Consider the following 25,318-nt stretch of genomic DNA (forward strand, 5'->3'; position numbering starts at 1 on the left):
TTGCGGGAACGGATCGCAACGGAGGTTGAACAGACAATGCTACGGCGCGGCTTCAACGCGGCGGTCGTCGGTTACGGCTGTAACGCTGCTAGCTCTGGCGCTGGGACTGCGATTGCGATTGGCCGCCGCGGCCGGCCTGTTCGACCTTGACCGCGACTGTCAGCGTCTCCGCGCCGCCGCCATAGCGGGTGCCGCGCACGGGGGCCGCCCCGAGATAATCGAGGCCGATGGCGACGCGGACATGGGCATCGGTGGTGCAGATGCAGTTGGCGGGATCGAAGCCGACCCAGCCGAGGTCGGGGACATAGGCCTCCGCCCAGGCATGGCCGGCATCCTGATGCACCGTGCCGTCGGAGCGCAAGAAGTGGCCGGAGACGAAGCGTGCCGGCACGCCGCCGGTGCGGGCGCAGGCGATGAAGATGTGCGCGTAGTCCTGGCAGACGCCGCGCTTGAGCGCGAACGCCTCCGCCGCCGAGGTGCCGCTGTTGGTCGGGTCCTCGTCGAAGGTCATGTGGTCGCTGATCTCGCTCATCAGCGTGTGCAGGAAGCCGAGCGTGTCGCTCTCGGCCTCGCTGCGCAGCTGCCGTGCGACCGCCGCCATCGCCGGATTCACCGAGGTGAGGTCGGTGGCGCGCAAGAACATGCCGGCCGGAAAGCGCTCGTCGGCGCCGCGCAGCACGCCGCCGGTGTCGTGGGTCTCGATCAGCCCTTCGGCGGTGATCCTGATGTCGCCGACGGGCCCGCAGGACAGCACATGGGTGACGTTGCCGAAGGCGTCCTCATGGGTGTCGAGTCTGGTGTCCGTGGAGACGTCGATCTGCCACTCCGCCACATATTGTCCGTCATGGCTGCACGGCGTCATGCGCAGGATCTGGATCACGCTGGTGGCCGGCGGCTCGTAGCGATAGGTCGTGGTGTGCTGGATTCGCAGGCGCATGGTGGACCATTGTTCTGGCGTCGTCACTCCGGAGCGATGCGCCAGCATCGAACCCGGAATCTCGAGATTCCGGTCTGATCCTTCGGACCATCCCGGAATGACGGCGTCTATCAGATCAAATACTGCTTCGTGATGATTTCGCCCAGCCTGGAATTGTCCGCAATGAATTCCTGAATGAATTCATGCACGCCATGCTGGAAAATGTCGTTCATATTGCTGTGTTCCAGCCGGTTGCGGATGCCGCGGGCGTGGCGCTGGGCCGGACCCTGGCGGCCATAGGCAACGCCGATCTGGTCGAGGTTGCGCACGAGATTGCCATAGCAGCTGGCGAGCGAGCGCGGCAGCGTGTCGTTGAGGATCAACAGATCCGCGATCAGCCACGGCTTCAGCGTCTCGCGATAGACCCAGTGATAGGCCGTCAGTGCTGAGACCGAGCGCAGGATCGAGCTCCACTGGTAGAAGTCGAGCGGCCCGCCGACATGCTCTTCCTCAGGCAAGAGCACATGGTACTTCACGTCGAGGATGCGGGCGGTATTGTCGGCGCGCTCGAGATGCACGCCCATGCGCGAGAACCAGTAGGCGTCGTTCCGCAGCATGGTCCGGTAGGCCGAGCCGTCGAAGCGCAGCGAGGTCTCCTGCACGAAGCGCAGGAATTTGGCGAGGTCCTCGCGCGTCGAGGTGCCCTTGCTCCAGACCGCCTGCAGCTCGATCCAGGCCGAGTTGATGGTGTCCCACATCTCGCTGGTGAGCGCGGTGCGCACCGAGCGCGAGTTCAGCCGCGCCGCCTCGATGCAGTTCCGGATCGAGGACGGGTTGTTCGGCGAGAACGAGAGGTACTCCACGACGTTGTGCTCGTTGGCTTCCTCATAGGTCTGATAGAAGCTCGCGGCGACGCCGGCCGTGAGCAGCGCCGAGTCCCATTCGTTGGTCTTGCCGATATAGGCGGCGGGAAGCGCGGTGACGCGCAGCGTCGCATCGATGGTGCGCGCGAGATATTCGGCCCGTTCGACATAGCGGGCGAGCCAGTAGAGGTTTTCGGCGGTACGCGACAGCATCTCTCTACTCGTCCAGAATCCAGGTGTCTTTGGTGCCGCCGCCCTGGCTCGAATTCACCACCAGGGAGCCTTCCTTCAGTGCGACGCGGGTGAGGCCGCCCGGCACGATCGTGGTGCTCTTGCTGCCGGTGAGCACGAAGGGGCGAAGGTCGACGTGGCGCGGGGCAAGGCCCGACGCCGTGCAGGTCGGGCAGGTCGAGAGCGCCAGCGTCGGCTGGGCGATAAAACCTTCCGGCTCGCGCTTGAGCTTCTCGCGGAAGGCCTCGATGGTCGCCTTGGTCGCGGCCGGGCCGATCAGCATGCCGTAGCCGCCGGAGCCGTGCACCTCCTTGACGACGAGCTCGCCGAGATTGTCCAGCACATAGGCGAGGTCCTTCGGCTCGCGGCAGCGCCAGGTCGGCACGTTCTTCAGGATCGGCTCCTCGCTGAGATAGAACTTCACGATGTCCGGCATGTAGGAGTAGATCGCCTTGTCGTCGGCGATGCCGGTGCCGACGGCATTGGCGAGCGTGATGTTGCCGGCCGCATAGGCCGACATCAGCCCGGGCACGCCGAGCACGGAGTCGGGGCGGAAGGTGAGGGGATCGAGGAAATCGTCGTCGACGCGGCGGTAGATCACATCGACCCGCTTCACACCCTCGGTCGTCCGCATGAACACTTCATTGTTCTTGACGATGAGGTCGCGGCCCTCGACCAGCTCGATGCCGAGCTTGTCGGCCAAGAACGAGTGCTCGTAATAGGCGGAGTTGTAGACGCCCGGCGTCAGCAGGGCGACCGTCGGCTCGCCGGATGCGCTTTGCGGCGCGACCGAGCGCAAGGCCGCGAGCAGCTCGTCCGGATAGCGCTCGACCGGCGCCACCCTGTGGCGGGCGAACAGGTCCGGAAACAGCCGCATCATGATCTCGCGGTTCTCCAGCATGTAGGACACGCCGGAGGGCGTGCGCGCATTGTCCTCCAGCACAATGAAGTCCTCGGCGTCGACCCGGACGATGTCGATGCCGGCGATGTGCACGTAGACGTCGTGCGGCACCTGCTGACCGTTCATCTCGGGGCGGAAGACCGGATTCTGGAAGATCAGATCGTCGGGGACAACCTCGGCGCGGAGGATGTCGCGACCATGATAGATGTCGCGCAGGAACATGTTCAGCGCCTTCACGCGCTGCTTCAGGCCCTTCTCCAGCAGCGCCCATTCCTTGGCGGACATGATCCTCGGGATCACGTCGAACGGGATCAGGCGTTCGGTGGATTCGGAGTCGCCGTAGACCGCGAAGGTAATGCCGATCCGGCGAAACAGGAGCTCGGCTTCCTGGCGGCGATATTCGAGCGCCTCCGGAGGCGTCTCCTTGAGCCAGCGCGCCAGCTCCTGGTAGGCGGGGCGAAGGTCCCCGCCGGGAATATTCATTTCATCAAACGCGACTGCCATAGATCCCGACTTGTCTCCCTGGCCATGCGGCAAGAGTGCATGACTTTCATGTGGTAGCAAGGGCCGGGCCAGCGCGATAAGCATGGACTGGCAGGATTTAGCGGGGACGGACGGCGGCTTGCCTGAAAAAATGGCTGAGGACTGCTTATTTCGGCAGCAAAACCGCGTGACTTCAACGCGTTACCTCGGCAAAGTCGGTGCCACAGGTGAGGGACAGAGTTTATGAGCGAGATCGTCACGGCGGGCATTCTGGTCATTGGGGACGAAATCCTGTCGGGCCGGACCAAGGACAAGAATATCGGCTTCATCGCCGAATATCTGACCAATATCGGCATCGACCTGAAGGAAGTCCGTGTCGTCTCCGACGACGAGGCCGACATCATCGCCGCGTTGAATGCACTGCGGCATCGCTACACCTACGTCTTCACCACCGGCGGCATCGGGCCGACCCATGACGACATCACCGCCGACAGCGTCGCCAAGGCCTTCGGCGTCGGCATCGACCATCACCCGGAGGTGGTCGCCCGCTTCCGCGAGCGCTGGAGCGAGCAGGACCTCAACGAGGCCCGCCTGCGCATGGCCCGCATCCCCGATGGGGCCGAGCTGATCCAGAGCGCCACCATCCTCGCCCCCGGCTTCAAGATCGGCAATGTCATCGTGATGGCCGGCGTGCCCTCGATCATGCAGGCGATGATGGACATCGTCTCGCCCAAGCTGAAATCGGGCGTGCGCATGCTCTCCGAATCGGTTCGGGCCAATGCGCGGGAGGGTGACATCGGCAGCCCGCTGCGGGCGATCGCCGCCGCCCATCCCGACACCATCATCGGCAGCTATCCCTTCATGGACGAGGAGCAGAAGCCAAACACCAACCTGGTGGTGCGATCGCGCGATGCCGACAAGCTCGCGGCGGCGATGGCCGCAGTGAAGGAAATGCTGGCGGGATTGAACATCACCCGCTAGCACCAAGTTGCCGGCGGACGAATGGCAGGAGACGACGATGGCGGGTGAAGCACCGGAACTGAGTGCGCAGGAGCGGGCGGGCAAGGCCTTTCCGGTCTCGTGGGACCAGTTCCACCGGGATTGCCGGGCGCTGACTTGGCGGCTCAACGAGGTCGGTCCGTTCCACGCGGTCATCGCGATCACCCGCGGCGGCCTGGTGCCGGCCGCGATCGTCGCGCGCGAGCTCGGCGTGCGCGTGATCGATACGGTCTGCATTGCGAGCTACGACCACAACAAGCAGGGCGAGCTGCAGGTGCTCAAGGGCATTTCCGAGGCGGCGATGAAGCTCGGCGGCGGCACCGGCAAGGGGCTTCTGATCGTCGACGACCTCGTCGACACCGGCAAGACCGGCAGGATGGTGCGCGAGATGCTGCCCGACGCACATTTCGCTACCGTGTACGCCAAGCCGATGGGACGTCCGCTGGTCGACACCTTCATCACCGAGGTGTCGCAGGACACCTGGATCTTCTTCCCCTGGGACACCGCGCTGTCCTACCACCCGCCGCTGCGCGACGGGGCGGCGTGATCGCCGTCGTTGCGAGGAGCGAAGCGACGAAGCAATCCAGACTGTTTGCGCGGATGCATTTCTGGATTGCTTCGCTTCGCTCGCAATGACGGGCGGAGGCGGCCATGCCTCTGCAAAACCGCGTCACGCCGACCGGCGACGTCATCGCGACGCCGCATCGCGGGATGTTCACCGGCAACCGCGGCATCATCCATGATCCCGCGACGAAGACGCTGCTGAAGAAGCGCTGGTCGACATCGGCGTGGATCACCTGCCTATGCGAATTCCGGGGATGGCGGCGGCCGGTGATGGCGCGTCGGAGCTGGACCGAGCTGTTCTTCCTCGACGAGGCCACCGCCTTTGCGGCCGGGCACCGGCCCTGCTTCTTTTGCCGCCGCGACGATGCCAAGCGCTTTCGCGCCGCGTGGGAGAAGGGCAATGGTGTGAGCGGCATCAGCGCGAAGGCAATGGATGTCGTTCTGCATCAGGAGCGGCTCGATCGTGGCAGGAAACGGCTGCACGAATTGCCGATGCCGCTCGCGCAATTGCCTGATGGCGCAATGGTGCAGCAGGGTGACGAGAGCTTTCTGGTGACGCAGGGCAAGGCGTTGCGGTGGTCGTTCGCGGGCTACGCCCCGCATGCACCCGCCCTCGATCGTCCGATGTTGCTGACGCCGCCGTCCACGCTGCGTGCGATCATCGCCGGATATCAGCCGGTGCTGCATCCGACGGCGCGCAGCTAGCGCAGCGACTTGCCTTCTTCATCGACGGTCATCCGGGCATCGCGCAGCGCCCATTCGCGGATCACCTGTCGGCAGCGGGTCAGCTCGGCTTCGCTCGCGGCATGCGCATCCGTCGATGCCCGTTCGACCATCGCCTTGCAATTGACGAGCACGGAGCGGTCCTCCGCGCGCGCCGAAGCCGCGGTCGCAACGACTGCCGCGGCGAGGATTGCCGGCCGGATCATCGCCGCTACGAGAGCCTTTCGCGCGCCAGCGCCGCGCCGGCGCCGAGCGCCATCAGCTTGGCTTCGGCGATCTCGCGCCGCATCGGCGCCATGCCGCAATTGGTGGTGGCGATGATGTTGCTCTTGGGAACGAATTTCGACACCGCGTCGATCACCTTGACGACGTCCTCGGCGGTCTCGACCGTATCGCTGGCGACATCGATCACGCCGGCCTGCACGATCTTGGTCTTCAGGAGCGCGAGCAGGTCGAGCGGCACTTTCGAATTGCGGCACTCGATCGCGACCTGCTGGATCGGACTCGCGTCGATCGCGGGGAAGATCTGCTCATACTGCCGCCATTGCGCGCCGAGCGTCTCCTTCCAGTCCGTGTTGGCCTTGATCCCATAGCCGTAGCAGATGTGCACGGCGGTGGCGCAGGTGAGGCCCTGCGCGGCGCGCTCCAGCGCCTTGATGCCCCAGTCGTTGACCTCGTCCATGTAGACGTTGAAGGCGGGCTCGTCGAACTGCACGAGATCGACGCCGTCGGCCTGCAGCGCCTTGGCTTCTTCGTTCAAGAGCTCGGCGAAGGCGAACGCCATCTTGACGCGGTCGCCATAATAGCGGTCGGCAATGGTGTCGATGATGGTCATCGGGCCGGGCAGGGTGAATTTCAGCTTCTTCTTCGTATGCGTGCGCGCGACGCGCGCCTCGAAGGCATGGACGCGGTCCTTCAGCCGGAGCGGCGCGACCACCTGCGGCACCATTGCCTTGTAGCGGTCCTTGCGGATGCCCATCTCGACCTTGTGGGCGAAATCGATGCCCTCGATCTTCTCCAGAAAACCGTGCACGAAATGCTGCCGGGCCTGCTCGCCCTCGGTGACGATGTCGATGCCGGCGTCCTCCTGGATCTTCAGCCAGATCAGCGTCGCGTCACGCTTGGCGCGGGCGAGCTCGTCGCCTTGGGACTTCCAGGGCGCCCAGAGCATGTTGGGCTCGGCGAGCCATTCCGGTTTCGGCAAGGAGCCGGCGATCGTGGTTGGAAACATCATGGCGGCTCTCCCGGCAGGTTCAGTTGCGCCCCTTCCTGCCATGTCCTAACGTCGAGGTACAGAACAACGAAAGTCGCTCTCTATTCCAGCGGCGGCGACAGGGAAGGCGCAAAAGGAAAGGTCAATGGAAAGGTCATGATCGACCTCTATTACGCACCGACGCCGAATGGCTGGAAAATCTCGGTCATGCTGGAGGAACTCGGGCTTCCCTATAAGGTGATCCCCGTGAATATCCGCGCCGGCGAGCAGTTCAGCCCTGAATTTCTGGCGCTCTCCCCGAACAACCGGATCCCCGCGATCGTCGATCATGAGCCGGCCGACGGCGGCGCGCCGTTCTCGGCGTTCGAGACCGGCGCGATCCTGATCTATCTCGCGGAGAAGACCGGTCGTTTCTTGGCCAGCGATTTGCGCGGGCGCTCCACCACCATCCAGTGGGTGATGTGGCAGATGGCGGGCCTGGGGCCGATGCTCGGCCAGCACGGCCATTTCGCGCTTTATGCGGCCGAGAAGATCCCTTACGCGATCGAGCGCTATCGCGACGAGGCGGCGCGGCTCTACGGCGTGCTCGACCGGCAGTTGGCCAAGACCGGCGCCTATGTCGCCGGCGACTATTCCATCGCCGACATCGCCTGTTTTCCCTGGACCATGACCCACAAGGCGCAGGGCTTTACGCTCGACGACTATCCGAGCGTGAAACGCTGGTACGCCGAGGTTCGGGCGCGGCCGCAGGTGCAGGCCGGGCTTGCGATCGGAAAATTCGTGAAAGAGCCGTTCGACGAGGAATCACGCAAGATCATGTTCGGCCAGCGTGCGAAGGAAGTGTTGGGAAAGCGGTAGGCTGTTCGCCACAACCGTCATTGCGAGGAGCCCTTGCGACGAAGCAATCCAGGCTGTTTCCACGGATGCATCTCTGGATTGCTTCGCTTCGCTCGCAATGACGGGTGAGAGAGCGGGACACACGAGACACAAGGAAAACGCCATGATCGAATTCTTCTTCGACTGTTCCAGCCCCTGGACCTATCTCGCCTTCCACAACATCCAGCCGCTGGCCAGGGAGTGCGGTGCCGGGATCGTCTGGCGACCGATCCTGGTCGGCGGCATCTTCAACACCGTCAATCCGAGCGTCTATGCACAGCGCGAGAAGCCGGTGCCGCTGAAGGCGCGCTACATGAAAAAGGACCTCGCCGATTGGGCGCGCTCGGCGGGCCTGTCGATCAAGATGCCGCCGACGGTGTTTCCGGTGAACAGCGTCAAGGCGATGCGCGGCTGCATCTGGTTGGGTGCGGACACGGTGCCGTTCGCGACCGCCGTGTTTGAGACCTATTGGGGCGAGGACAAGGATATCTCGCAGGACGCGGTGCTGGCCGGGATCTGCAGCAAGGTCGGCATCGATGAGCAGAAATTCTTTGCCGGCATCTCCGAGCAGGGCATCAAGGACCAGCTCAAGGCCAACACCGAAGAGGTCGTGGCGCGCGGCGGCTTCGGTTCGCCGACGATTTTTGTCAACAAGACCGACATGTATTTCGGCAATGACCGCTTGCCGCTGATCCGCGAGGCCCTTGAGCGCAACAAGGCGAGCGCGGCCTGATGGTGCGCGCTGTCGTCTGCCGCGCGCTTGGTGCGCCCGAGACCTTGGGGTTGGAGGAGTTTCCGTCGCGCGCCCTGAAGCCGGGCGAGGTCCGCGTCGCGATCCGCGCCGCTGGGCTCAATTTTCCCGACGTGCTGATGGCGGCCGGCGAATATCAGCTCAAGCCCGAGCTGCCGTTCACGCCCGGCATGGAGGCTGCCGGCGACGTGACTGAATTGGGCGCGGAGGCGAGGGGCGTCGCCGTCGGGGACAAAGTCATCGTCAAGATGCGCCATGGCGCGTTTACCGACGAGGCCGTGGTGACGCCGTCGCAACTCACCCCTAAGCCGTCCACCTTCGACTATGCGGAAGCTGCGACCTATCTCGCCGGTCACGGCACGGCCTATCACGCGCTGATCGATCGCGGCCGGGTCGAGCCGGGCGAGGTGCTGCTGGTGCACGGCGCCGGCGGCGGCGTCGGCCTTGCCGCCGTCGAGATCGGCAAGTTGCTGGGCGCGACCGTGATCGCAACGGCCTCCAGCGACGACAAGCTCGCGATCGCGAAATCGCGCGGTGCCGATCATCTCATCCGCTACGATCGCGAGCCGTTTCGCGACGCCGTCAAGCGCATCACCAACGGCCGCGGCGCCGACGTCGTGTTCGACCCAGTGGGCGGCGAGGTGTTCGAGAACTCGATGCGCTGCATCGCCTGGGGCGCGCGCCTCTTGGTGATCGGCTTCACCGGCGGCATCGGCTCGGCGAAGACCAACCTGCTGCTGATCAAGGGCGCCAGCGTTCTCGGCGTGCGCGCCGGCGAGGCGGCACGGAAAAACCCCGCGCTCGGCGAAGTGCGCCTGAAGGCGCTCTTGCGGTGGGCGGAGGAGGGCAAGCTGCGCCCGAACGTCTCGCACCGACTGCCGCTAGCGGAGTTTGCGAAGGCGATGCGGCTATTGATCGATCGCAAGGCGATCGGACGCGTGGCGCTGGTGATGGAGTGACCTCCACCACAGTCATTCCGGGGCGCCCAAAGGGCGAACTCTGGTGCGCAATTGCGCACCAAAGAATCTCGAGATCCTCAGGTGCGAAAGTGCGCACCATAGTTCGATGCTTCGCATCGCCCCGGGATGACGCTTCGCGTCACTTGTACTCCCGCTCCGTCCACCACGGGAAATAGTCCGGCATGTCCGTCGACACCTTGTTCTTGAACTGCGCGGGACGCTTCTCCAGGAACGACACCACGCCTTCCTTGACGTCGTCCGAGCGGCCGCGGGCGTAGATGCCGCGGCTATCGACCTTGTGCGCTTCCATGGGATCGTCGGCGCCCATCATGCGCCACATCATCTGGCGGATCAGCGCCACCGACACCGGCGCGGTCTTGGCCGCGAACTCTTTTGCCAATTCGCGAGCGGTCGGCAAGAGATCGTCGGGCGGGACGACCTTGCTGACGAGGCGGCCGGCGAGCGCTTCCTGCGCCGGGAAGACGCGGCCCGAATAGCACCATTCCAGCGCCTGCGAGATGCCGACGATGCGCGGCAGGAACCAGCTCGAGGCGGCCTCCGGCACGATGCCGCGCTGGGAGAACACGAAGCCGAAGCGCGCGGCCTCCGAGGCAATGCGGATGTCCATCGCGAGCTGCATGGTGACGCCGATGCCGACCGCAGGGCCGTTCACCGCCGCGATCACGGGCTTGAGGCACTTGAAGATGCGCAAGGTCACCTGGCCGCCGCCGTCGCGCACCTGCGGATCGCTGTAATCGACCTTGCCGTCGGCGAAGCGCTTCACCGGCCCGCGCCGCGCGTCGCGGTCGAAGGTATCGGCGCCGGAGGAGAGATCGGCGCCCGCGCAAAAGCCGCGGCCGGCGCCGGTGACGATGATGGCGCGGACATTGTCGTCCTTGTCGGCGGCGTCGAACGCGTCGATCAGCTCTGCTTGCATCTGCGCGTTGAAGGCGTTGAGCTTGTCGGGCCGGTTCAGCGTGATGGTGAGGATCTGCTCTGAGACCTCATATTTGATCGTCTCATACGCCATGGTGGTTTCCTTCCCTGTCATTCTTGAATCAATTCTGTCATTGCCGGGCTCGACCCGGCAATCCATCTTTTTTGAAGAGGATGGATGCGCGGGTCGAGCCCGCGCATGACGATTTGTGCTGAGACGCTGGATGCGTGCTCAACGAGCCGGTGGCTTCGGCCAGGGTTTCTGTGCGCCGCGCAGGCCTTCGAACGCCTTGGCCATGCCGAGCACGCCGATGTCGTCGAAGCGGCGGCCGACGATCTGCACGCCGATTGGAAAACCCTTGGCGTCGAAGCCGCCATTGACGGAGACGGCCGGATTCTCCGACATATTCCACGGCACGGTATAGGCGATGTGCTCGAACGGCTTCATGGGATCGTTGGTCGGTGAGGCCCACTCCGCCGGATAGTTCACGTTCGGCGCGGTCGGCGAGATCACATAGTCAAGCTCGCAGAACAGCTTTGACGCCGCGGCGCGGATCGCCATGGTCTGGTTGAAGCCGCGGATGACATCCACACCCGAGAGCTTCGCACCGGACTCGCCCCATTTGAAGATGTAGGGCAGCACCTTGGCCTGCTCGCCCGGCGTCAGCTTCGACAGATCGTCCCACATCCGCGCGCGCCAGAAATTGTCGAGGCCGTCGAGCATCTCGCGGGTGAGGATGCCGTCGACTTCCGTCACGACTGCACCCGCGGATTCAAATGCCTTCGCGGCCCTCACCGCGACCTCGCGCACCGGCTTCTCCAGCGCCAGGCCGCAGCCGGGATCGAGCATCAGGCCGATGCGCAGCTTTCGCGGCGACTTCTCCAGTCCCTTCCAGTTCAGCGGCTCGGCCGGCAGGCTCATGCCGTCGCGTCGGTCGGGCTTTGCGATCGCGCTCATCATCAGTGCGCAATCATCGACGGTGCGGGTCATGGGGCCGGCGACGCGGCCGACATAGGTGGGATCGATCGGCACGCGGCCGAAGCTCGGCTTCAGGCCGACGAGTCCGCACCAGCCGGCGGGCAGGCGAACCGAGCCGCCGATATCGGTGCCGAGATGCAGGGGACCATAGCCGGCCGCGGCAGCGGCGCCCGCGCCGGCGCTGGAGCCGCCGGGGTTCTTGCTGAGGTCCCAGGGATTGCGCGCCAGCGCATGGAAGCTGGAGAGACCCGAGGACAGCATGCCGTAATCGGGCATGGTGGTTTTCGCGAAGATGATCGCGCCGGCTTCGCGCAGCCGCGCGGCGGGCGGGGCATCCTTCTCTGCCGGCACCAGCTTGACGCTGGCCGCGCCCAGCGGCACCGGCACGCCCTTGGTCGCGATGTTGTCCTTCACCGTCACAGGCACGCCGTCGAGCGCGCCGGACGGCTCGCCGCCGGTCCAGCGCGCGGTCGAGGCCTTTGCGGCCTCGCGCGCGCTTTCGGGATCGAATGCATAGAGCGCCTTGAGGTGCGGCTCCCACGCAGCGACATGCGCGAGCACGTCCTCCAGCACCTCGCTCGGCGAGAATTGCTTGGCGCGATAGCCCGCGATCAGGTCGACCGCGGAAAGATCGTGCAGCGAGGTGACCGCCTCCTCGGCGCTCTTTTTATGCATTGCTAGCCTACCGGCATGCGCGTTTCGATGATGCGGGCGAACATGCTGGCGCCGATCGGCAGGATCTTGTCGTCGAGCACGAAGCCGGGATTGTGCACGGGCACCGAGCCGTCGTGGCCGACCCAGAAATAGGCGCCGGGAATGGTCTCCAACATGTCGGCAAAATCCTCGCTGCCCATCTTCGGCTGGGTGCGCGTGATCACCTTGGCGGGGTCGACGACGGTGCGCGCGACGTCCTCGACCACCTTCGACTGCTCGACCTGGTTGACAAGCACGTTGAAGGTATCGCGGATGTCGACGTCGATGACGCATTGGTAGGCGTTTGCGATGCCGGCGCAGATGGTTCGGATGCGTTCGCTCACCAGGGTGCGGACTTCCTTCGAGAAGGTACGGATGGTGCCGCAAAGATGCGCGTCGCCGGGAATGACGTTGTAGGCGGAGCCCGCATGGATCTGGGTGATCGACACCACCGCGGCCTGCAACGGCTCGACGTTGCGGCTGACGATGGTCTGGATCGCCTGCGCCAGCGTGGTTGCGATGATCACCGCGTCCTTGGAACGCTCGGGCATCGCGCCATGCGCGCCATAGCCGGTGATGCGCAGGTCGAAGAAATCGGCGCTGGCCATCGCCGGGCCGGGCAGGATCGCGATCTCGCCGTGGTTGAGGTCGGGCGCGTTGTGCAGGCCGTAGAGCTCGTCACACGGAAACTTCTCGAACAGACCGTCCTTGATCATGGCGCGGGCGCCGCCGAGGCCTTCCTCGGCCGGCTGGAAGATCAGATGCACGGTGCCGTCGAAGTTCCGGGTTTCGGCGAGATAGCGCGCGGTGCCGAGCAGCATGGTGGTGTGGCCGTCGTGGCCGCAGCCGTGGAAGCGGCCGGGGATCTTCGAGCTCCATTTCAGGTTGGTGTTCTCTTCCATCGGCAGTGCGTCCATGTCGGCGCGGAGGCCAATGCGCTTGCTGCCCGAGCCCTTGCCCTTGATGACGCCGATCACGCCGGTGCCGCCGAGGCCGCGATGCACCTCGATGCCCCAGCCCTTCAGCTTGTCGGCGACGATGCCGGAAGTGCGCACTTCCTCGAAGCCGATCTCGGGATGGGCGTGGAGGTCGCGCCTGATAGCGGTGAGTTCGTCGGCATAGCCGTCGATGCGGTCGATCGTGGGCATGTGTCCTGTCCGGTTAGCGTGAGGGAGGATTGAAAACGGGGCCGTTCGGCTTGATGCGGATGCCCGGGCGCAGACGCGTCCAGGGCAGCGAGGCGGTATCGGCCGGCATCGCGCCCGGCGCGGCGCAGATCATCAGCTTTTCCGCAATCGGTTCGAAATCGGCGCGGAAATGCACCGAGCTCTTGTTGACCAGGATCTTCTCCTGCGTCGGCTCGATGCCGACATAGCGGTACATCGCCTGGTCAGCGAGCTGGGCCTTGTGCGAGGAGACGACGACCCGGACGTTGCCGATGCGCAAGGCTGCGGAGGGGCCCATCTCCATCTCGCGGCCGCCGTAATAGGGGCCGGGTGCGATGAAGCGGCCGTCGGAGAGCTTTTCGACGACGAAGGTCTCGCGATAGGGCTCATCGCCGGGAATACCGGACTTGCCGCCGAGCGATAGCGTCACGGTGGCGCCGACGCCGGCCGCATGCGCGGCCTTCGCCGACTCCGGATCATAGATGGCACCGGTCGCAGCGCTGGCCTTGTTGCGCACCAGCGCGCGCAGCATGCCGGTGGTGTCGGAATCGCCGCCGGCGCCGGGATTGTCCTGGGTGTCGGCGATGATGATCGGCTTGCTGGCGCCCTTCGAAAGTTCCATGGCGTGGCGGACGCCGTCGTCGGGCGTCCAGATCTTGCCGTCGAAATCGTCCTCGTGGCTTTCGATCAGCTTGACGATGGCGTCGGCCGCACGGTCGGCATCTTCCTGCGTCTTGCCATAGGCGAACACGCTCGGCCCGCAATCGCGGAAATCGGCGGCAGGGAAGCCGGGCGCGAAAGAAAGGGTTGGAACCGCGTCGCTCTCCCACGCGGCGAGCTCTTCGTAGATACCTTTGGTCGGAAAGTCATTGGTGCATTGCCAGCTGATCGCGATCAGGAAAGGCAATTGCCGGAACGACTTTGCGAAACGCTGCTTCGTCTTCAGCAGCAGCGCGAGATGCTTTGCGCAGGCGCGGCCTGTGTCAGCCATGTCGACATGCGGATAGGTGCGGTAGGCGATCAGCGCATCCGCATGTTCCATCATTGCGGGCGTGACATTAGCGTGCAGGTCGAGGCTTGCGACCAGCGGGACATTCTTGCCGATGACGCGGCGCACACGCGCCAGGATCTCGCCTTCACCATCGTCGAGATGCTCCGTGACCATCGCGCCGTGCAAATCGAGATAGACCGCATCGATCGGGCCCGCGGCCGCGATGCCGTCGACCATCACCTTCACGATGCGCTCGAAGGCGTCCTTGGTGACATGTGCCGACGGGCTCGCCCCGCAGGCGATGGTCGGAATGAGTTCCCAGCCGTTCGCCTCCGCGCTGTCGACGAAACCGGCAAGGCCGACATTGATGCGGCGCATCACCTTCAGGACGTCGGCACCTTCAGTCATCGCCGGCCAGCCGCCGCCATGCTGGAAGTCCGCGAACGTCGCCTTTGTCGGCGCGAAGGTGTTGGTCTCGTGCAGGAAGCCGCCGACCGCGATACGTGTCATTCAATCCAGTCCCGGGCAAAGAATGCCGCGACGTTACCCGCCTTTGCGGCAAGCGCAAGCAAGGCAGACAATCGCGCCACGCATGGCCTCAAGCTGTTTTGGGAATGCTTGCGGCGCTCACCGTCATTGCGAGCGAAGCGAAGCAATCCAGAATCTTTCCGCGGCGGCAGTCTGGATTGCTTCGCTTCGCTCGCAATGACGGAATATGCGGATCAAGCCGTAGCCGCCACACCCTCCGCTACCGGCCGGAAGTTCGCAAAATCCCAGTTGCGTCCCGGCGCCGCATCCAGCAGTGCCTTGGTGTAGGCCTCCTGCGGATGCGTCAGCACTTCGGCGGCGGGGCCCTGTTCGACGACGCGGCCGTGCTGCATCACCACGACCTCGTCGCAGATCTGGGCGGCGACGCGCAAATCGTGGGTGATGAACAGGATGGCGATGCCGAGCCTCTTCTGGATCTCGTCGAGCAGTTCCAGCACCTGGGCCTGCACCGAGACGTCGAGCGCGGAGACCGCTTCGTCCGCGACCAGCACGTCCGGATCGAGCGCAAGCGCGCGCGCGATCGCGATGCGCTGGCGCTGGCCGCCGGAGAACTGGTGCGGATAGCGCGAGACCGCATCGGCCGGCAGGCCGACGAGCTCGAGCAGCTCGCGGGCGCGCTTCATCGCGTCGGCATGCGAGACGCCGTAGTTGATCGGCCCTTCCGCGATGCTCTCGCCGACGCTGACGCGCGGATTGAGCGAGCGGTAGGGATCTTGGAACACGATCTGGATCTTCTGCCGGTGCGGCTGCAGCAGGCGGCGGGAGATGTCGGAGATCTCGCGGCCCGCAAGGCGCACGCCGCCGGAGGTCGGGTCGATCAGGCGGACGATACAGCGCGCCACCGTCGACTTGCCCGAGCCGCTTTCGCCGACGATGCCGAGCGTGCGGCCCTTGCGCAGCGTCAGCGTGACCTTGTCGGCGGCGACGACCTCGCGGCCTTTGCCGAACAACGCGCGTTCCTTGTAGACCTTGCTGAGCTCGTTGGCCTCCAGCACGATAGGTTCGCGGCTCTCCTCGCGCGGCGGCCGCGGCACCAGGCTCGGCACCGATGCGAGCAGGTTGCGGGTATACTCCATGGTCGGATTGCGCAGCACGGTCTCGAGCGGACCGGTCTCGACGAGGCGGCCCTGCCGCATCACCGCGACACGGTCGGCGATCTCGGCCACCACGCCCATGTCATGGGTGATGAACAGCACGGCGGTGCCGTGATCGCGCTGGAGGTCGCGGATCAGGGTCAGGATCTGCTTCTGCGTGGTGACGTCGAGTGCGGTGGTCGGCTCGTCCGCGATCAGCAGCTTCGGCTCCAGCACCAAGGCCATCGCGATCATGATGCGCTGGCGCTGGCCGCCGGAAAGGCGGTGCGGGTAGGAGGCGAAGATGCGCTCGACCTGGGGCAGGCGAACCTGCTCCATCATGTCGAGGATGCGCTTCTTGCGCGCCTTCGCGTCGAGCTTGGTATGGGCGCGCAGCACCTCGTCGATCTGGCGGCCGACCGGCACCACCGGATTGAGGGCGGTCATCGGCTCCTGGAAGATCATAGCCATCTGCGTCGCGCGGAGCTGGCGCAGGCGGCGATCGGTGGCGGTGAGCAGCTCTTCGCCGACCAGCTTGACGCTGCCGGAGGTCGGCACCAGCGTGCCCTTCGGCAGCAGGCCCATCGTGGTGAGCGAGGTCACCGACTTGCCCGAGCCGCTTTCGCCGACGAGGCACAGCGTCTCGCGCTCGCGCACCTGGATCGAGATGCCGTCGATGATCTTGGCACCGCCCGGCTTCTTGCCGACGGAGACGACGAGGTTGTTGATGTCGAGAACGGGGTTGGTCATCAGGTCACTCCGTCGTCATTGCGAGGAGCGAAGCGACGAAGCAATCCAGAATCTTTCCGCGGAGGCAGACTGGATTGCTTCGCTTCGCTCGCAATGACGGAACAAGGGGATGGGCCGGCGAAACAATCACTTCCCCTCCCGCTGCTTCATGCGGGGATCGAGGGCGTCACGGGCGGCATCGCCGATCAGGTTGATGCTGAGGATGGCGATCGAGAGCAGAAGGCCCGGCCAGAAGATCAGCGAGGGCTTGATCTGGAAGTACTGGCGGCCCTCGGCCATGATGTTGCCCCAGGTCGGCGTCTCCGGCGAGATGCCGGCGCCGAGGAAGGACAGGATCGCCTCGGTGAGAATTGCGGAGGCGCAGACATAGGTGCCCTGGACGATCAGCGGCGCGATCGTGTTCGGCATCAGGTGACGCCACATGATCTTCGGCAGGCTGGAACCGACCGAGATCGCGGCCTCGACGTAGGGCTCCTCGCGCGCCGACAGCACGACCGAGCGGACCAGGCGCGCCACGCGCGGAATCTCGGGGATGGTGATCGCGATCAGCACGGTCCAGATGCTGGCGCCGGAGAGCGAGACCACCGCGATCGCGAGCAGGATGCTCGGCATCGCCATCAGGCCGTCCATGATGCGCATCATCACGGAATCGACCAGCTTGAAGAAGCCGGAGACGAGGCCGATCGAAAGCCCGATGACGATCGACAGGATCGCCGAGCCGATGCCGATCAGCAGCGAGATGCGACCGCCATAGACCACGCGCGACAACAGGTCGCGTCCGTATGCGTCGGTGCCGAGCAGGAATTGCGCCGAGGCCGGCTTGAGCCGCTGTGACGGTGCGAGCTGGATCGGATCATGCGGCGCGATCAGCGGCGCGAGGATCGAGATCACCACGATCAGGGCGAGCAGGAACGTCGCGGTCGCGATGATCGGCGTCGAGGTGAGGAAGCCGAAGCGCGGCCGCAGCGGCGACGTGATCGGAATGGACGACTGGGGAAGGGTATCGACCGACATTTTGTTCTTGTCCTTGCCTCAGTACCGGATCCGGGGATCGAGCAGGGTGTAGGCGACGTCGATGAGAAGGTTGACGACGACATAGATCAGCGACGTCAGCAGGATCATGGCCTGGATCACCGGATAGTCGCGCGCCAGCACCGCATCGACAGTGAGGCGTCCGATGCCGGGGATGTTGAACACGCTCTCGGTGACGACGACGCCGGAGATCAGCAGCGCAAAGCCGGTGCCGATCACGGTGATCACGGGCACGGCGGCATTGCGCAGGGCATGCCGCATCATCACGGCGACCTCGTTGATGCCTTTCGCACGCGCCGTTCGCACGTAATCTTCACCGAGCACGTCGAGCATCGCCGCGCGCGTCATGCGCGCGATCAGCGCGATGTAGATGAAGGACAGCGCGCAGGTCGGCAAGATCATGCGCTCGAAGAACGGGCCGAAGCCGTTAAAGATGCTGCGGAAGCCCTGCACAGGCACCAAGCGCAAATCGATCGCGAAGACCTCGATCAGGACATAGCCGACCACGAACACCGGAACCGAGAAGCCCAGGACCGACAGGCCCATCACGAAACGGTCGATCCAGGTGCCGTGCTTCCACGCGGCGATCACGCCCAGCGGCACTGCGACGATGACGGCGAGGATGATGGTGCACAGCGCGATCGAGATCGACGGCTCGACGCGCTGGCCGATCATCTTCATCACCGGCAGGTTGGAGATCAGCGACGTTCCGAGATCGCCGTGCAGCAGCTTGTTCACCCAGGTGATGAACTGCACGATCAGCGGCTCGTTGAGGCCGAGCGATTCCCGGATGCGCTCGAGCCGTTCCGGTGTCGCATTGTCGCCGGCGAGGATCGCGGCGGGATCGCCCGGCGTCAGGCGCAACAGCAGGAACACGAACAGCGCGACGACGCCCATCACGGGCACCGCGGCCAGAACGCGGCGAATGAGATAACCTAGCATGCACCTATCTCCGGCTGCGGAACTTGTGGGGCCCTGGAGCGCCCGTGGATTCGAACGAGTCTATCATGCGCGCCTGTCACTCGGGCTGGGAAGGCCGGCCGGAGATGCCGGTCTTTCGGGGCAAATTGTGTGCCAAGGGCAGGGCGGTCGCAAGGGGCCGCGCCGCATCAGATCGGAACCACTCAAGATGCATGGCGATACTCACGCTCAACCCCAAGTGACGGCACCGCCGCCGGCGCGTTGATCCCGCGCCAGCCGTCGATGGTCTCGGCGATCATCTGCGCCGTTGCCGCCGACAGGGTCCAGCCGAGATGGCCGTGGCCGGTGTTGAAGAACACGCCCGGTGTCCGCCCCGCGCGCACCACCGGCATCATGTTCGGCATCATCGGGCGCAGCCCGGCCCAGGGCACGACGCGCGAGGTTTCGATGTCGGGGAAGTTGCTGCGCACCCAGTCGACCAGCGGCTGCACGCGGTCGGCGCGAATGTCGCGGTTGAAGTCGTTGAACTCGGCCGTTCCGGCCACGCGAAAACGATCGGCGCCGAGCCGGCTGGTGACGATCTTGGCGGCTTCGTCGAGCAGGCTCACGGTCGGCGCCGCGGCGCGGCTTTCGGCAGTGTCGAGCTGCACGGTGATCGAGTAGCCCTTCACCGGATAGACGTTGATGCGATCGTCGAGGAGGGCGGCGAAGTGGCGGCTGGCGACGCCGGCGCAGACCACGATTCCGTCCGCCTTCAGCATGCCGCGCGTGGTTGCTGCGGCATCCCTTGCGGCAAGTTCGGCCCAGCCGAGCACGAAGCCGCTGCCGGCGCGCGCGATTGAATCGATATCGGCTTCGTGGACGAAGGTCGCGCCGCGCCGCTTGCAGGCGTCCGCCAGTCCGCGGGTGAACTTGTGGATATCGCCGGTCGCATCCGACGGCGTGTAGAAGCCGCCATAATACGCCTTGCGCAGCGTCGGCTCGATCGCGTGGATTTCCTCCGGCGTCACCGGACGGCGATCGAGGCCGCCCTCCTGCAACAGCGCGTTGACGCGCAGGCCGGATTCGAAACCTTCCTTGTCGTGATAGATGTGGAGGATGCCGCGGCGTTCGAGATCGAAGTCGATGCCTTCGCGCGCCGCGATCTCGAACAGATGCTTGCGGGCTTCGATCGCAAGCCGTGTGGTCTCGATGGTGTTGGCCCGGTAGTTGCCGATGTTGGCGACGAACTCGCTCATCCACGAATATTTGTGCCAGTTCGGCCGCGGGTTCATCAGCAGCGGCGCATCGCGCCGGAACATCCAGCGCAGGCCTTTCAGGATCGTTGCGGTAGAGTTCCACACTTCGGCATTGCTGGCGGAAAGCTGTCCGCCGTTGGCGAACGACGTCTCCATCGCGGCATAGCGGTGCTTGTCGAGCACCGTCACCTCAAAGCCGCGTTCGAGCAGGGCATAGGCAGTCGTCACGCCGGTGATGCCGGCGCCGATGATGGCGATATGAGTCATGGCAGGTCTCGGGGCTCCCGTGAGTTAGGATAGGCGAACCACCGGCCGAAGGCCGTTGGCGCCCCATCTGTCACGGTTACCTGAGAGCTTGATCCGCTGCGGCTCCTGCAACGGACGATCCCCTTCGGTGGACGTCGCGATTGCCTAAAATCGCGCCGCCTCTCTCCAGATTGTCCTGACGATACAGTCCTTTTGCCTGAGAGTTTCCGGGGCGGTTGCTCCGTCGGCGCCGCGACGAAAGCTGAAAACCTTCGTTGCGATCTCTCCCGCATCGTCGCGTGGACAATCGACCAGTACGATACGCCTCATTTTTAGACAAGGCTAAATTTAGACCGCGACTGCCAACGCATTGTGCAGTGCGAAGTTGTTGCAGTCATTCCAGCGTCGCCAGCAACCCCGCCATCAAACGCCCACGTTCGACGAGGCTGTCGACCTCGATGAACTCTTCCAGCGTATGGCCGTTGCCGCCGCGCACGCCGAGGCCGTCGAGCGTGGGGATTCCCATCGCACCGGTGAAATTGCCATCGGAGCCGCCGCCGGAGCTCGCGTGCGGCAATTCCGCGCCGAGCGATTTGGCGATACCGCGTGCCTTCTCATACAGCGCCATGGTGCCGGCATCCGGTTCCCAGACCGGCCGTGTCACGCCGCGCGTGACCTTGAAGGCGACGTCGTTGCTGGTGCCTGAGAGTGCCAGCATCCGCTCGACGCCGCGGTCGAGATCGGCCTGCCGCTTGGCCATCGACAGCGCCTCTCCGGTCGCGGTCGTGGCAACGCAATTGACCCATTGTCCTCCATGCACGACGCCGACCGAGAAAGTGCAGTCCTCCGTCGTCATCGCGTCGATGGCGAGGATCTGCCGCGCCATTTCGCGGATCGCCGAACGTCCCGCCGACAGCGTCGCGCCGGCGTGGCTCGGCCGTCCCGTCGCCTCGAGATTGAAACGCGCAATGGCGTAACGTCCGGTGGTGACGCCGTTGTCGGGGCGGCCCGGCTCGGGCACCAGCACGTATTTGTTGCGCGCGGCTTCCGCCTCGATGATGTCGCGCGTGGAAGGCGTGCCGACTTCCTCGTCGGGTGTGAACAGGACGGTGATCGGCAGCGGTGTCGTGAACGAGGCGCGCGCCAGCTGCCGGATCGCTTCCAGCGATAGATAATTGCCGCCTTTCATGTCGTAGATGCCTGGGCCGTAGCACTTGTTGCCCTCGCGCCGCCATTTCAGCTTCTCGATGGTGCCGACCGGGTGGACGGTATCCATATGGCCGGCGATCAGGATTCCCGGCTCGCCCTGCTTCGGATGCGGAAAGCGCGCGCGGATCACGCCGCCAAAACCCTGACGGCCGGCGATGCGCTCGATCGTCGCACCCATGATTGCCATGTCCCGCGCCGCGATATCGAGCATGCGGTTCACCGCGCCCGCGTCCCAGGTCGGGCTTTCGCATTCCACCCAGGAACGCAGGCCCTCGAGCATGGCCTCGGAATCGAAGGGAAGATTGGCTGGATTCATCTTAATGTCTCTCAAGCTGCGAAAGATGGAACGCGCATTGCACTGGCGCGGGGCAGGACAAGCGGACAGCGTTGTAGAGCGAAACCGATCTTTGTGGAGCCCGTGCACGTGCCGCGAGGGGCTGCAGCGAAACCGGATTGACGCGCTCAATACTGTCTGCAAGTCTCGAAAAGATAAAGGCATTGCATGAGGTTAGTTCGCCCAAGGAACGAACCGGATGCCCAACCAATAACCTGCCTTTGACCAGTTTCACGTCAGGAGAAACATTTTATGTCCAACTTCATGCGCCGGGGGCCTCGCGGGTTCGCCTCCAAACTTGCGCTGTCGGTCGTCGCGCTTTCAACGGCACTGGCCTCGCCGGTGCTCGCGGCCGGCAAGACCCTCACAGCGGTCATGCATTCGGACCTTCGCATCATCGATCCGATCTTCACCACGGCCTACATCACCCGTGACCACGGCTACATGGTCTACGACACGCTGGTGGCCCCCGATTCGAGCTTCAAGATCCAGCCGCAGATGGCGGACTGGAAGATCTCCGACGACAAGCTCACCTACACCTTCACGCTGCGCGACGGCCTGAAGTGGCATGACGGTGCGCCGGTGACGGCGGAAGACTGCGTCGCCTCGCTCAAGCGCTGGGCCGCGGTCGACGGCATGGGCCAGAAGCTCATGGACTTCACGGCGAGCATCGAGGCGACCGACGCCAAGACCATCACGCTGAAGCTGAAAGAGCCCTACGGTCTCGTCCTCGATTCCATCGGCAAGCCGTCCTCGCGCGTCGCCTTCATGATGCCGAAGCGTCTCGCCGAGACACCGCCGGACAAGCAGATCCCCGAGCAGATCGGCTCGGGTCCCTTCAAGTTCGTGCAGGGCGAATTTCAGCCGGGCGTGAAGGCGGTCTACGTCAAGAACACCGACTACGTGCCCCGCAAGGAGCCGGCGAGCTGGACCTCCGGCGGCAAGGTGGTGAAGGTCGACCGCGTCGAGTGGATCACGATGCCGGACTCGCAGACCGCGGTGAACGCGCTGCAGTCTGGCGACATCGACTTCATGGAAAACCTTCCTTACGACATGCTGCCGGTACTTGAAGCGAACAAGGAGATCACGATCGAGGTCTCCAACAAGTTCGGTTTCCAGACTCTCGGCCGGATGAACTTCCTCTATCCGCCGTTCGACAATGTGAAGGTGCGGCGCGCGGCCTTCCTGGCGATGAACCAGAAGGACGTTCTCGACGCGCTCGTCGGCAACGCCAAGTACCAGAAGGTCTGCGGCGCGTTCTTCGTCTGCGACACGCCGCTGGCGACCGAAATCGGCGCCGAGACTCTGGTGAAGGGCAACGGCATGGCCGAAGCCAAGAAGGCGCTCGCCGAGTCCGGCTACGATGGGACCCCGGTCGTGGTGATGGCGCCTGGCGACGTCACCACGCTCAAGGCGCAGCCGATCGTGGCGGCCCAGCTGCTGCGCGAGGCCGGCTTCAAGGTCGACCTGCAGGCGACCGATTGGCAGACGGTGGTGAGTCGTCGCGCCAGCCAGAAGCCCCCGAAGGAAGGCGGCTGGAACATGTTCTTCACCAACTGGGTCGCAGCCGACGTCGCCAACCCGATCGCCAATCTCTCGATCGGCGGCCAGGGCAAGAAGGGCTGGTTCGGCTGGGCGGAAGACGCCAAGATCGAGCAGCTCAAGGACGCCTTCGTCCGCGCCTCCTCGGTCGAGGAGCAGAAGAAGATCGCAGCCGACATCCAGAAGGAAGCCTATGAGCAGGTGATCTACATCCCGCTCGGGCAGTACCTGCTGCCGAGCGGCTGGCGCAAATCGCTCACCGGCGTGCTCGACGGTCCGGCAACCCCGCTGTTCTGGAACGTCGACAAGTCGGAGTAAGGCCTAGATAAGGAAAGGCGCATCGCGCGCCTTTCGTTTCGACCGTTACGCGGCGCCGCTGTCATCAGCGGCGCCGCTCGCCAGCCAGCCGCTCGCCAAGGAGAACTTCAATGTTCGAACTCATGCGTCGGGGGCGTAGGTCGTTCGCCTCCAAACTTGCGCTCTCGGTCGCGGCGCTTTCGGCACTGGCCTCGCCAGTTCTTGCCGCCGGCAAGACCATCACTGCCGTGATGCATTCGGATCTGCGCATCCTCGATCCGATCTTCACCAGCGCCTATATCTCGCGTGACCATGGCTACATGGTCTATGACACGCTGATCGCGACGGATTCGAGCTTCAAGATTCAGCCGCAGATGGCGGATTGGAAGATCTCCGACGACAAGCTGACCTACATTTTCACGCTCCGCGATGGTCTGAAGTGGCATGACGGCACGCCCGTCACCGCGGAAGATTGCGTTGCCTCCCTGAAGCGCTGGGCCGTCGTCGATGGGATGGGGCAGCAGCTGATGCTGTTCACCGCGAGCATCGAGGCGACCGACCCCAAGACCATCACGCTGAAGCTGAAGGAGCCGTACGCGCTCGTGCTGGAATCGATCGGCAAGCCGTCCTCTCGGGTCGCCTTCATGATGCCGAAGCGTCTCGCCGAGACGCCGGTGGACAAGCAGATCCCCGAGCAGATCGGCTCCGGCCCCTTCAAATTCGTGCAGGGTGAATTCCAGCCCGGCGTGAAGGCGGTCTACGTCAAGAACACCGACTATGTGCCGCGCAAGGAGCCGGCGAACTGGACCACCGGCGGCAAGGTGGTGAAGGTCGACCGCGTCGAATGGCTTACGATGCCGGACGCGCAGACGGCGTTGAACGCGCTGCAGTCGGGTGACGTCGATTTCATGGAATTTCCCGCTATCGAAATGTTGCCCGCCATTGAAGCCGACAAAGACCTCAAGATCGATATCCTGAACAAGTTCGGATTCCAGACGGGTGCACGGATGAACTTCCTTCATCCGCCGTTCGACAACGTCAAGGTCCGCCGCGCCGCGTTCCTCGCGGTCAAGCAGAAGGACGTGCTCGATGCGCTGATCGGCAATCCCAAATACTACAAGACTTGTGCTGCGGCCTTCATTTGCGACACGCCGTTCGCGACGGACGTGGGCGGCGAGACCCTTGCGAAGGGCGGCGACATGGCTGCGGCCCGGAAGGCGCTCGCCGAGTCCGGGTATGACGGGACACCGGTCGTGCTGATGGCGCCGGGCGATGTGCTGACGCTGAAGGCTCAACCGATCGTGGTGGCCCAGCAGCTGCGCGAAGCCGGCTTCAAGGTCGACCTGCAGGCGACCGACTGGCAGACGGTGGTGAGCCGCCGCGCCAGCCAGAAGTCTCCGAAGGAGGGCGGCTGGAACATGTTCATCACCAACTGGGTCAGCGCCGACGTTGACAATCCGATCTCCAACGTCGCCGTCGGCGGGCAGGGCAAGAAGGGCGGCTGGTTCGGCTGGGCGGAGGACGCCAAGATCGAGCAGCTCAAGGACGCCTTCGTTCGCGCGACCTCGGCGGAGGATCAGAAGAAGATCGCGGCCGAGATCCAGAAGGAAGCTTACGACCAGGTGCTTTATATGCCGCTGGGTCAATATCAGGCACCGAGCGCGTGGCGGAAGTCACTCACCGGCGTGCTCGACGGCCCGGCAACCCCGGTGTTCTGGAACATCGACAAATCAGAGTAGGGCGAAGGCGCGGCCTCGCGCCTTTCGTTCCGAACGTTACGCCAACGTTACGCCGCGGTGCCGCTGTCGTCAGCGGCGCCGTTTTCGTTTGTTGCTCTTGCGTGGCTTGAGATGGCGGGCCGCTTTTTAACTCTTCCAGTTTCT

22 protein-coding genes and 2 riboswitches are annotated in these 25,318 nt (G+C 64.6%); of the genes, 8 read left to right on the forward strand and 14 right to left on the reverse strand.

What is annotated here, in order from left to right; translation table 11 throughout:
• Positions 1-88 precede the first annotated feature (88 nt).
• From A5906_RS36750 to A5906_RS36760, 3 genes are all read right to left on the reverse strand, one after another.
• Positions 89-937 (reverse strand): transglutaminase family protein, encoded by an 849-nt coding sequence (locus tag A5906_RS36750; RefSeq protein WP_080134267.1) that lies wholly within the window; start codon positions 935-937, stop codon positions 89-91.
• A 110-nt stretch (positions 938-1,047) separates the two neighbouring features.
• The gene (locus tag A5906_RS36755; RefSeq protein ID WP_080134268.1) at positions 1,048-1,992 is read right to left on the reverse strand and encodes an alpha-E domain-containing protein; all 945 of its coding nucleotides are present in this window, start codon (positions 1,990-1,992) and stop codon (positions 1,048-1,050) included.
• A 4-nt stretch (positions 1,993-1,996) separates the two neighbouring features.
• Complete coding sequence (locus tag A5906_RS36760) at positions 1,997-3,415, reverse strand: circularly permuted type 2 ATP-grasp protein (protein WP_080134269.1); 1,419 nt, start codon at positions 3,413-3,415, stop codon at positions 1,997-1,999.
• A 222-nt stretch (positions 3,416-3,637) separates the two neighbouring features.
• Between A5906_RS36760 and A5906_RS36765 the strand changes: the two genes are divergently transcribed.
• From A5906_RS36765 to A5906_RS36775, 3 genes are all read left to right on the forward strand, one after another.
• On the forward strand, positions 3,638-4,375 hold the full coding sequence (locus tag A5906_RS36765; protein WP_080134270.1) for a competence/damage-inducible protein A: 738 nt from the start codon (positions 3,638-3,640) through the stop codon (positions 4,373-4,375).
• A gap of 37 nt (positions 4,376-4,412) precedes the next feature.
• Complete coding sequence (gene gpt / locus A5906_RS36770) at positions 4,413-4,940, forward strand: xanthine phosphoribosyltransferase (RefSeq protein WP_080134386.1); 528 nt, start codon at positions 4,413-4,415, stop codon at positions 4,938-4,940.
• A gap of 104 nt (positions 4,941-5,044) precedes the next feature.
• The gene (locus A5906_RS36775) at positions 5,045-5,662 is read left to right on the forward strand and encodes a hypothetical protein (RefSeq protein WP_080134271.1); all 618 of its coding nucleotides are present in this window, start codon (positions 5,045-5,047) and stop codon (positions 5,660-5,662) included.
• On the opposite strand, the gene A5906_RS36780 is transcribed toward A5906_RS36775, so the two are convergent.
• Positions 5,659-5,886 carry a hypothetical protein gene (locus A5906_RS36780; protein WP_080134272.1) on the reverse strand — a complete coding sequence of 76 codons (228 nt, stop codon included), beginning with the start codon at positions 5,884-5,886 and terminating at the stop codon, positions 5,659-5,661. The two genes, A5906_RS36775 and A5906_RS36780, sit on opposite strands and share 4 nt — an antisense overlap.
• 5 nt (positions 5,887-5,891) lie before the next feature.
• Positions 5,892-6,914, reverse strand: a complete 1,023-nt coding sequence (locus tag A5906_RS36785; protein ID WP_080134273.1) for a methionine synthase — start codon at positions 6,912-6,914, stop codon at positions 5,892-5,894.
• Between the two features lie 135 nt (positions 6,915-7,049).
• On the opposite strand from A5906_RS36785, the gene A5906_RS36790 reads away from it, so the two are divergent.
• The 3 genes from A5906_RS36790 (at position 7,050) to A5906_RS36800 (ending at position 9,479) form a co-directional block, all read left to right on the forward strand.
• Positions 7,050-7,751 carry a glutathione S-transferase N-terminal domain-containing protein gene (locus A5906_RS36790; RefSeq protein WP_080134274.1) on the forward strand — a complete coding sequence of 234 codons (702 nt, stop codon included), beginning with the start codon at positions 7,050-7,052 and terminating at the stop codon, positions 7,749-7,751.
• A 142-nt stretch (positions 7,752-7,893) separates the two neighbouring features.
• Positions 7,894-8,502: a 2-hydroxychromene-2-carboxylate isomerase gene (locus tag A5906_RS36795; protein WP_080134275.1), complete on the forward strand. Its 609-nt coding sequence runs from the start codon at positions 7,894-7,896 to the stop codon at positions 8,500-8,502.
• Complete coding sequence (locus tag A5906_RS36800) at positions 8,502-9,479, forward strand: NADPH:quinone oxidoreductase family protein (protein ID WP_080134276.1); 978 nt, start codon at positions 8,502-8,504, stop codon at positions 9,477-9,479. The genes A5906_RS36795 and A5906_RS36800 overlap by 1 nt, the downstream gene beginning before the upstream one ends.
• A 139-nt stretch (positions 9,480-9,618) precedes the next feature.
• Here the strand turns inward: A5906_RS36800 and A5906_RS36805 are convergent, their stop codons facing one another.
• From A5906_RS36805 to A5906_RS36845, 9 genes are all read right to left on the reverse strand, one after another.
• The gene (locus tag A5906_RS36805) at positions 9,619-10,509 is read right to left on the reverse strand and encodes a crotonase/enoyl-CoA hydratase family protein (RefSeq protein WP_080134277.1); all 891 of its coding nucleotides are present in this window, start codon (positions 10,507-10,509) and stop codon (positions 9,619-9,621) included.
• Between the two features lie 138 nt (positions 10,510-10,647).
• Positions 10,648-12,069 carry an amidase gene (locus tag A5906_RS36810; RefSeq protein WP_080134278.1) on the reverse strand — a complete coding sequence of 474 codons (1,422 nt, stop codon included), beginning with the start codon at positions 12,067-12,069 and terminating at the stop codon, positions 10,648-10,650.
• Between the two features lie 2 nt (positions 12,070-12,071).
• Positions 12,072-13,235 (reverse strand): M20 aminoacylase family protein, encoded by a 1,164-nt coding sequence (locus A5906_RS36815; RefSeq protein WP_080134279.1) that lies wholly within the window; start codon positions 13,233-13,235, stop codon positions 12,072-12,074.
• A 13-nt stretch (positions 13,236-13,248) separates the two neighbouring features.
• Positions 13,249-14,754, reverse strand: a complete 1,506-nt coding sequence (locus A5906_RS36820; RefSeq protein ID WP_080134280.1) for a M81 family metallopeptidase — start codon at positions 14,752-14,754, stop codon at positions 13,249-13,251.
• A gap of 212 nt (positions 14,755-14,966) precedes the next feature.
• Entirely contained in the window at positions 14,967-16,616 is a 1,650-nt protein-coding gene (locus A5906_RS36825; protein ID WP_080134281.1) for an ABC transporter ATP-binding protein, read from the reverse strand.
• Positions 16,617-16,742: 126 nt separating this feature from the next.
• Positions 16,743-17,630, reverse strand: a complete 888-nt coding sequence (locus tag A5906_RS36830; RefSeq protein WP_018647026.1) for an ABC transporter permease — start codon at positions 17,628-17,630, stop codon at positions 16,743-16,745.
• Positions 17,631-17,648: 18 nt separating this feature from the next.
• Entirely contained in the window at positions 17,649-18,590 is a 942-nt protein-coding gene (locus A5906_RS36835) for an ABC transporter permease (protein WP_018647027.1), read from the reverse strand.
• 182 nt (positions 18,591-18,772) lie between these two features.
• Positions 18,773-20,074 carry a D-amino acid dehydrogenase gene (locus A5906_RS36840; RefSeq protein WP_080134282.1) on the reverse strand — a complete coding sequence of 434 codons (1,302 nt, stop codon included), beginning with the start codon at positions 20,072-20,074 and terminating at the stop codon, positions 18,773-18,775.
• A 63-nt stretch (positions 20,075-20,137) separates the two neighbouring features.
• Positions 20,138-20,247, reverse strand: a riboswitch (glycine riboswitch).
• Position 20,248: 1 nt separating this feature from the next.
• A riboswitch (glycine riboswitch) is annotated at positions 20,249-20,353 on the reverse strand.
• A gap of 94 nt (positions 20,354-20,447) precedes the next feature.
• On the reverse strand, positions 20,448-21,578 hold the full coding sequence (locus A5906_RS36845; protein WP_080134283.1) for a M20/M25/M40 family metallo-hydrolase: 1,131 nt from the start codon (positions 21,576-21,578) through the stop codon (positions 20,448-20,450).
• Positions 21,579-21,848: 270 nt separating this feature from the next.
• Here A5906_RS36845 and A5906_RS36850 point away from each other — a divergent pair, with 270 nt between their 5' ends.
• The gene (locus tag A5906_RS36850) at positions 21,849-23,456 is read left to right on the forward strand and encodes an ABC transporter substrate-binding protein (protein ID WP_080134284.1); all 1,608 of its coding nucleotides are present in this window, start codon (positions 21,849-21,851) and stop codon (positions 23,454-23,456) included.
• Positions 23,457-23,566: 110 nt separating this feature from the next.
• On the forward strand, positions 23,567-25,174 hold the full coding sequence (locus tag A5906_RS36855) for an ABC transporter substrate-binding protein (RefSeq protein ID WP_080134285.1): 1,608 nt from the start codon (positions 23,567-23,569) through the stop codon (positions 25,172-25,174).
• Positions 25,175-25,318: the final 144 nt, after the last annotated feature.

Origin of the sequence: Bradyrhizobium sacchari (assembly GCF_002068095.1) — a bacterium.
In the GTDB taxonomy this organism is placed as follows: Bacteria; Pseudomonadota; Alphaproteobacteria; order Rhizobiales; family Xanthobacteraceae; genus Bradyrhizobium; species Bradyrhizobium sacchari.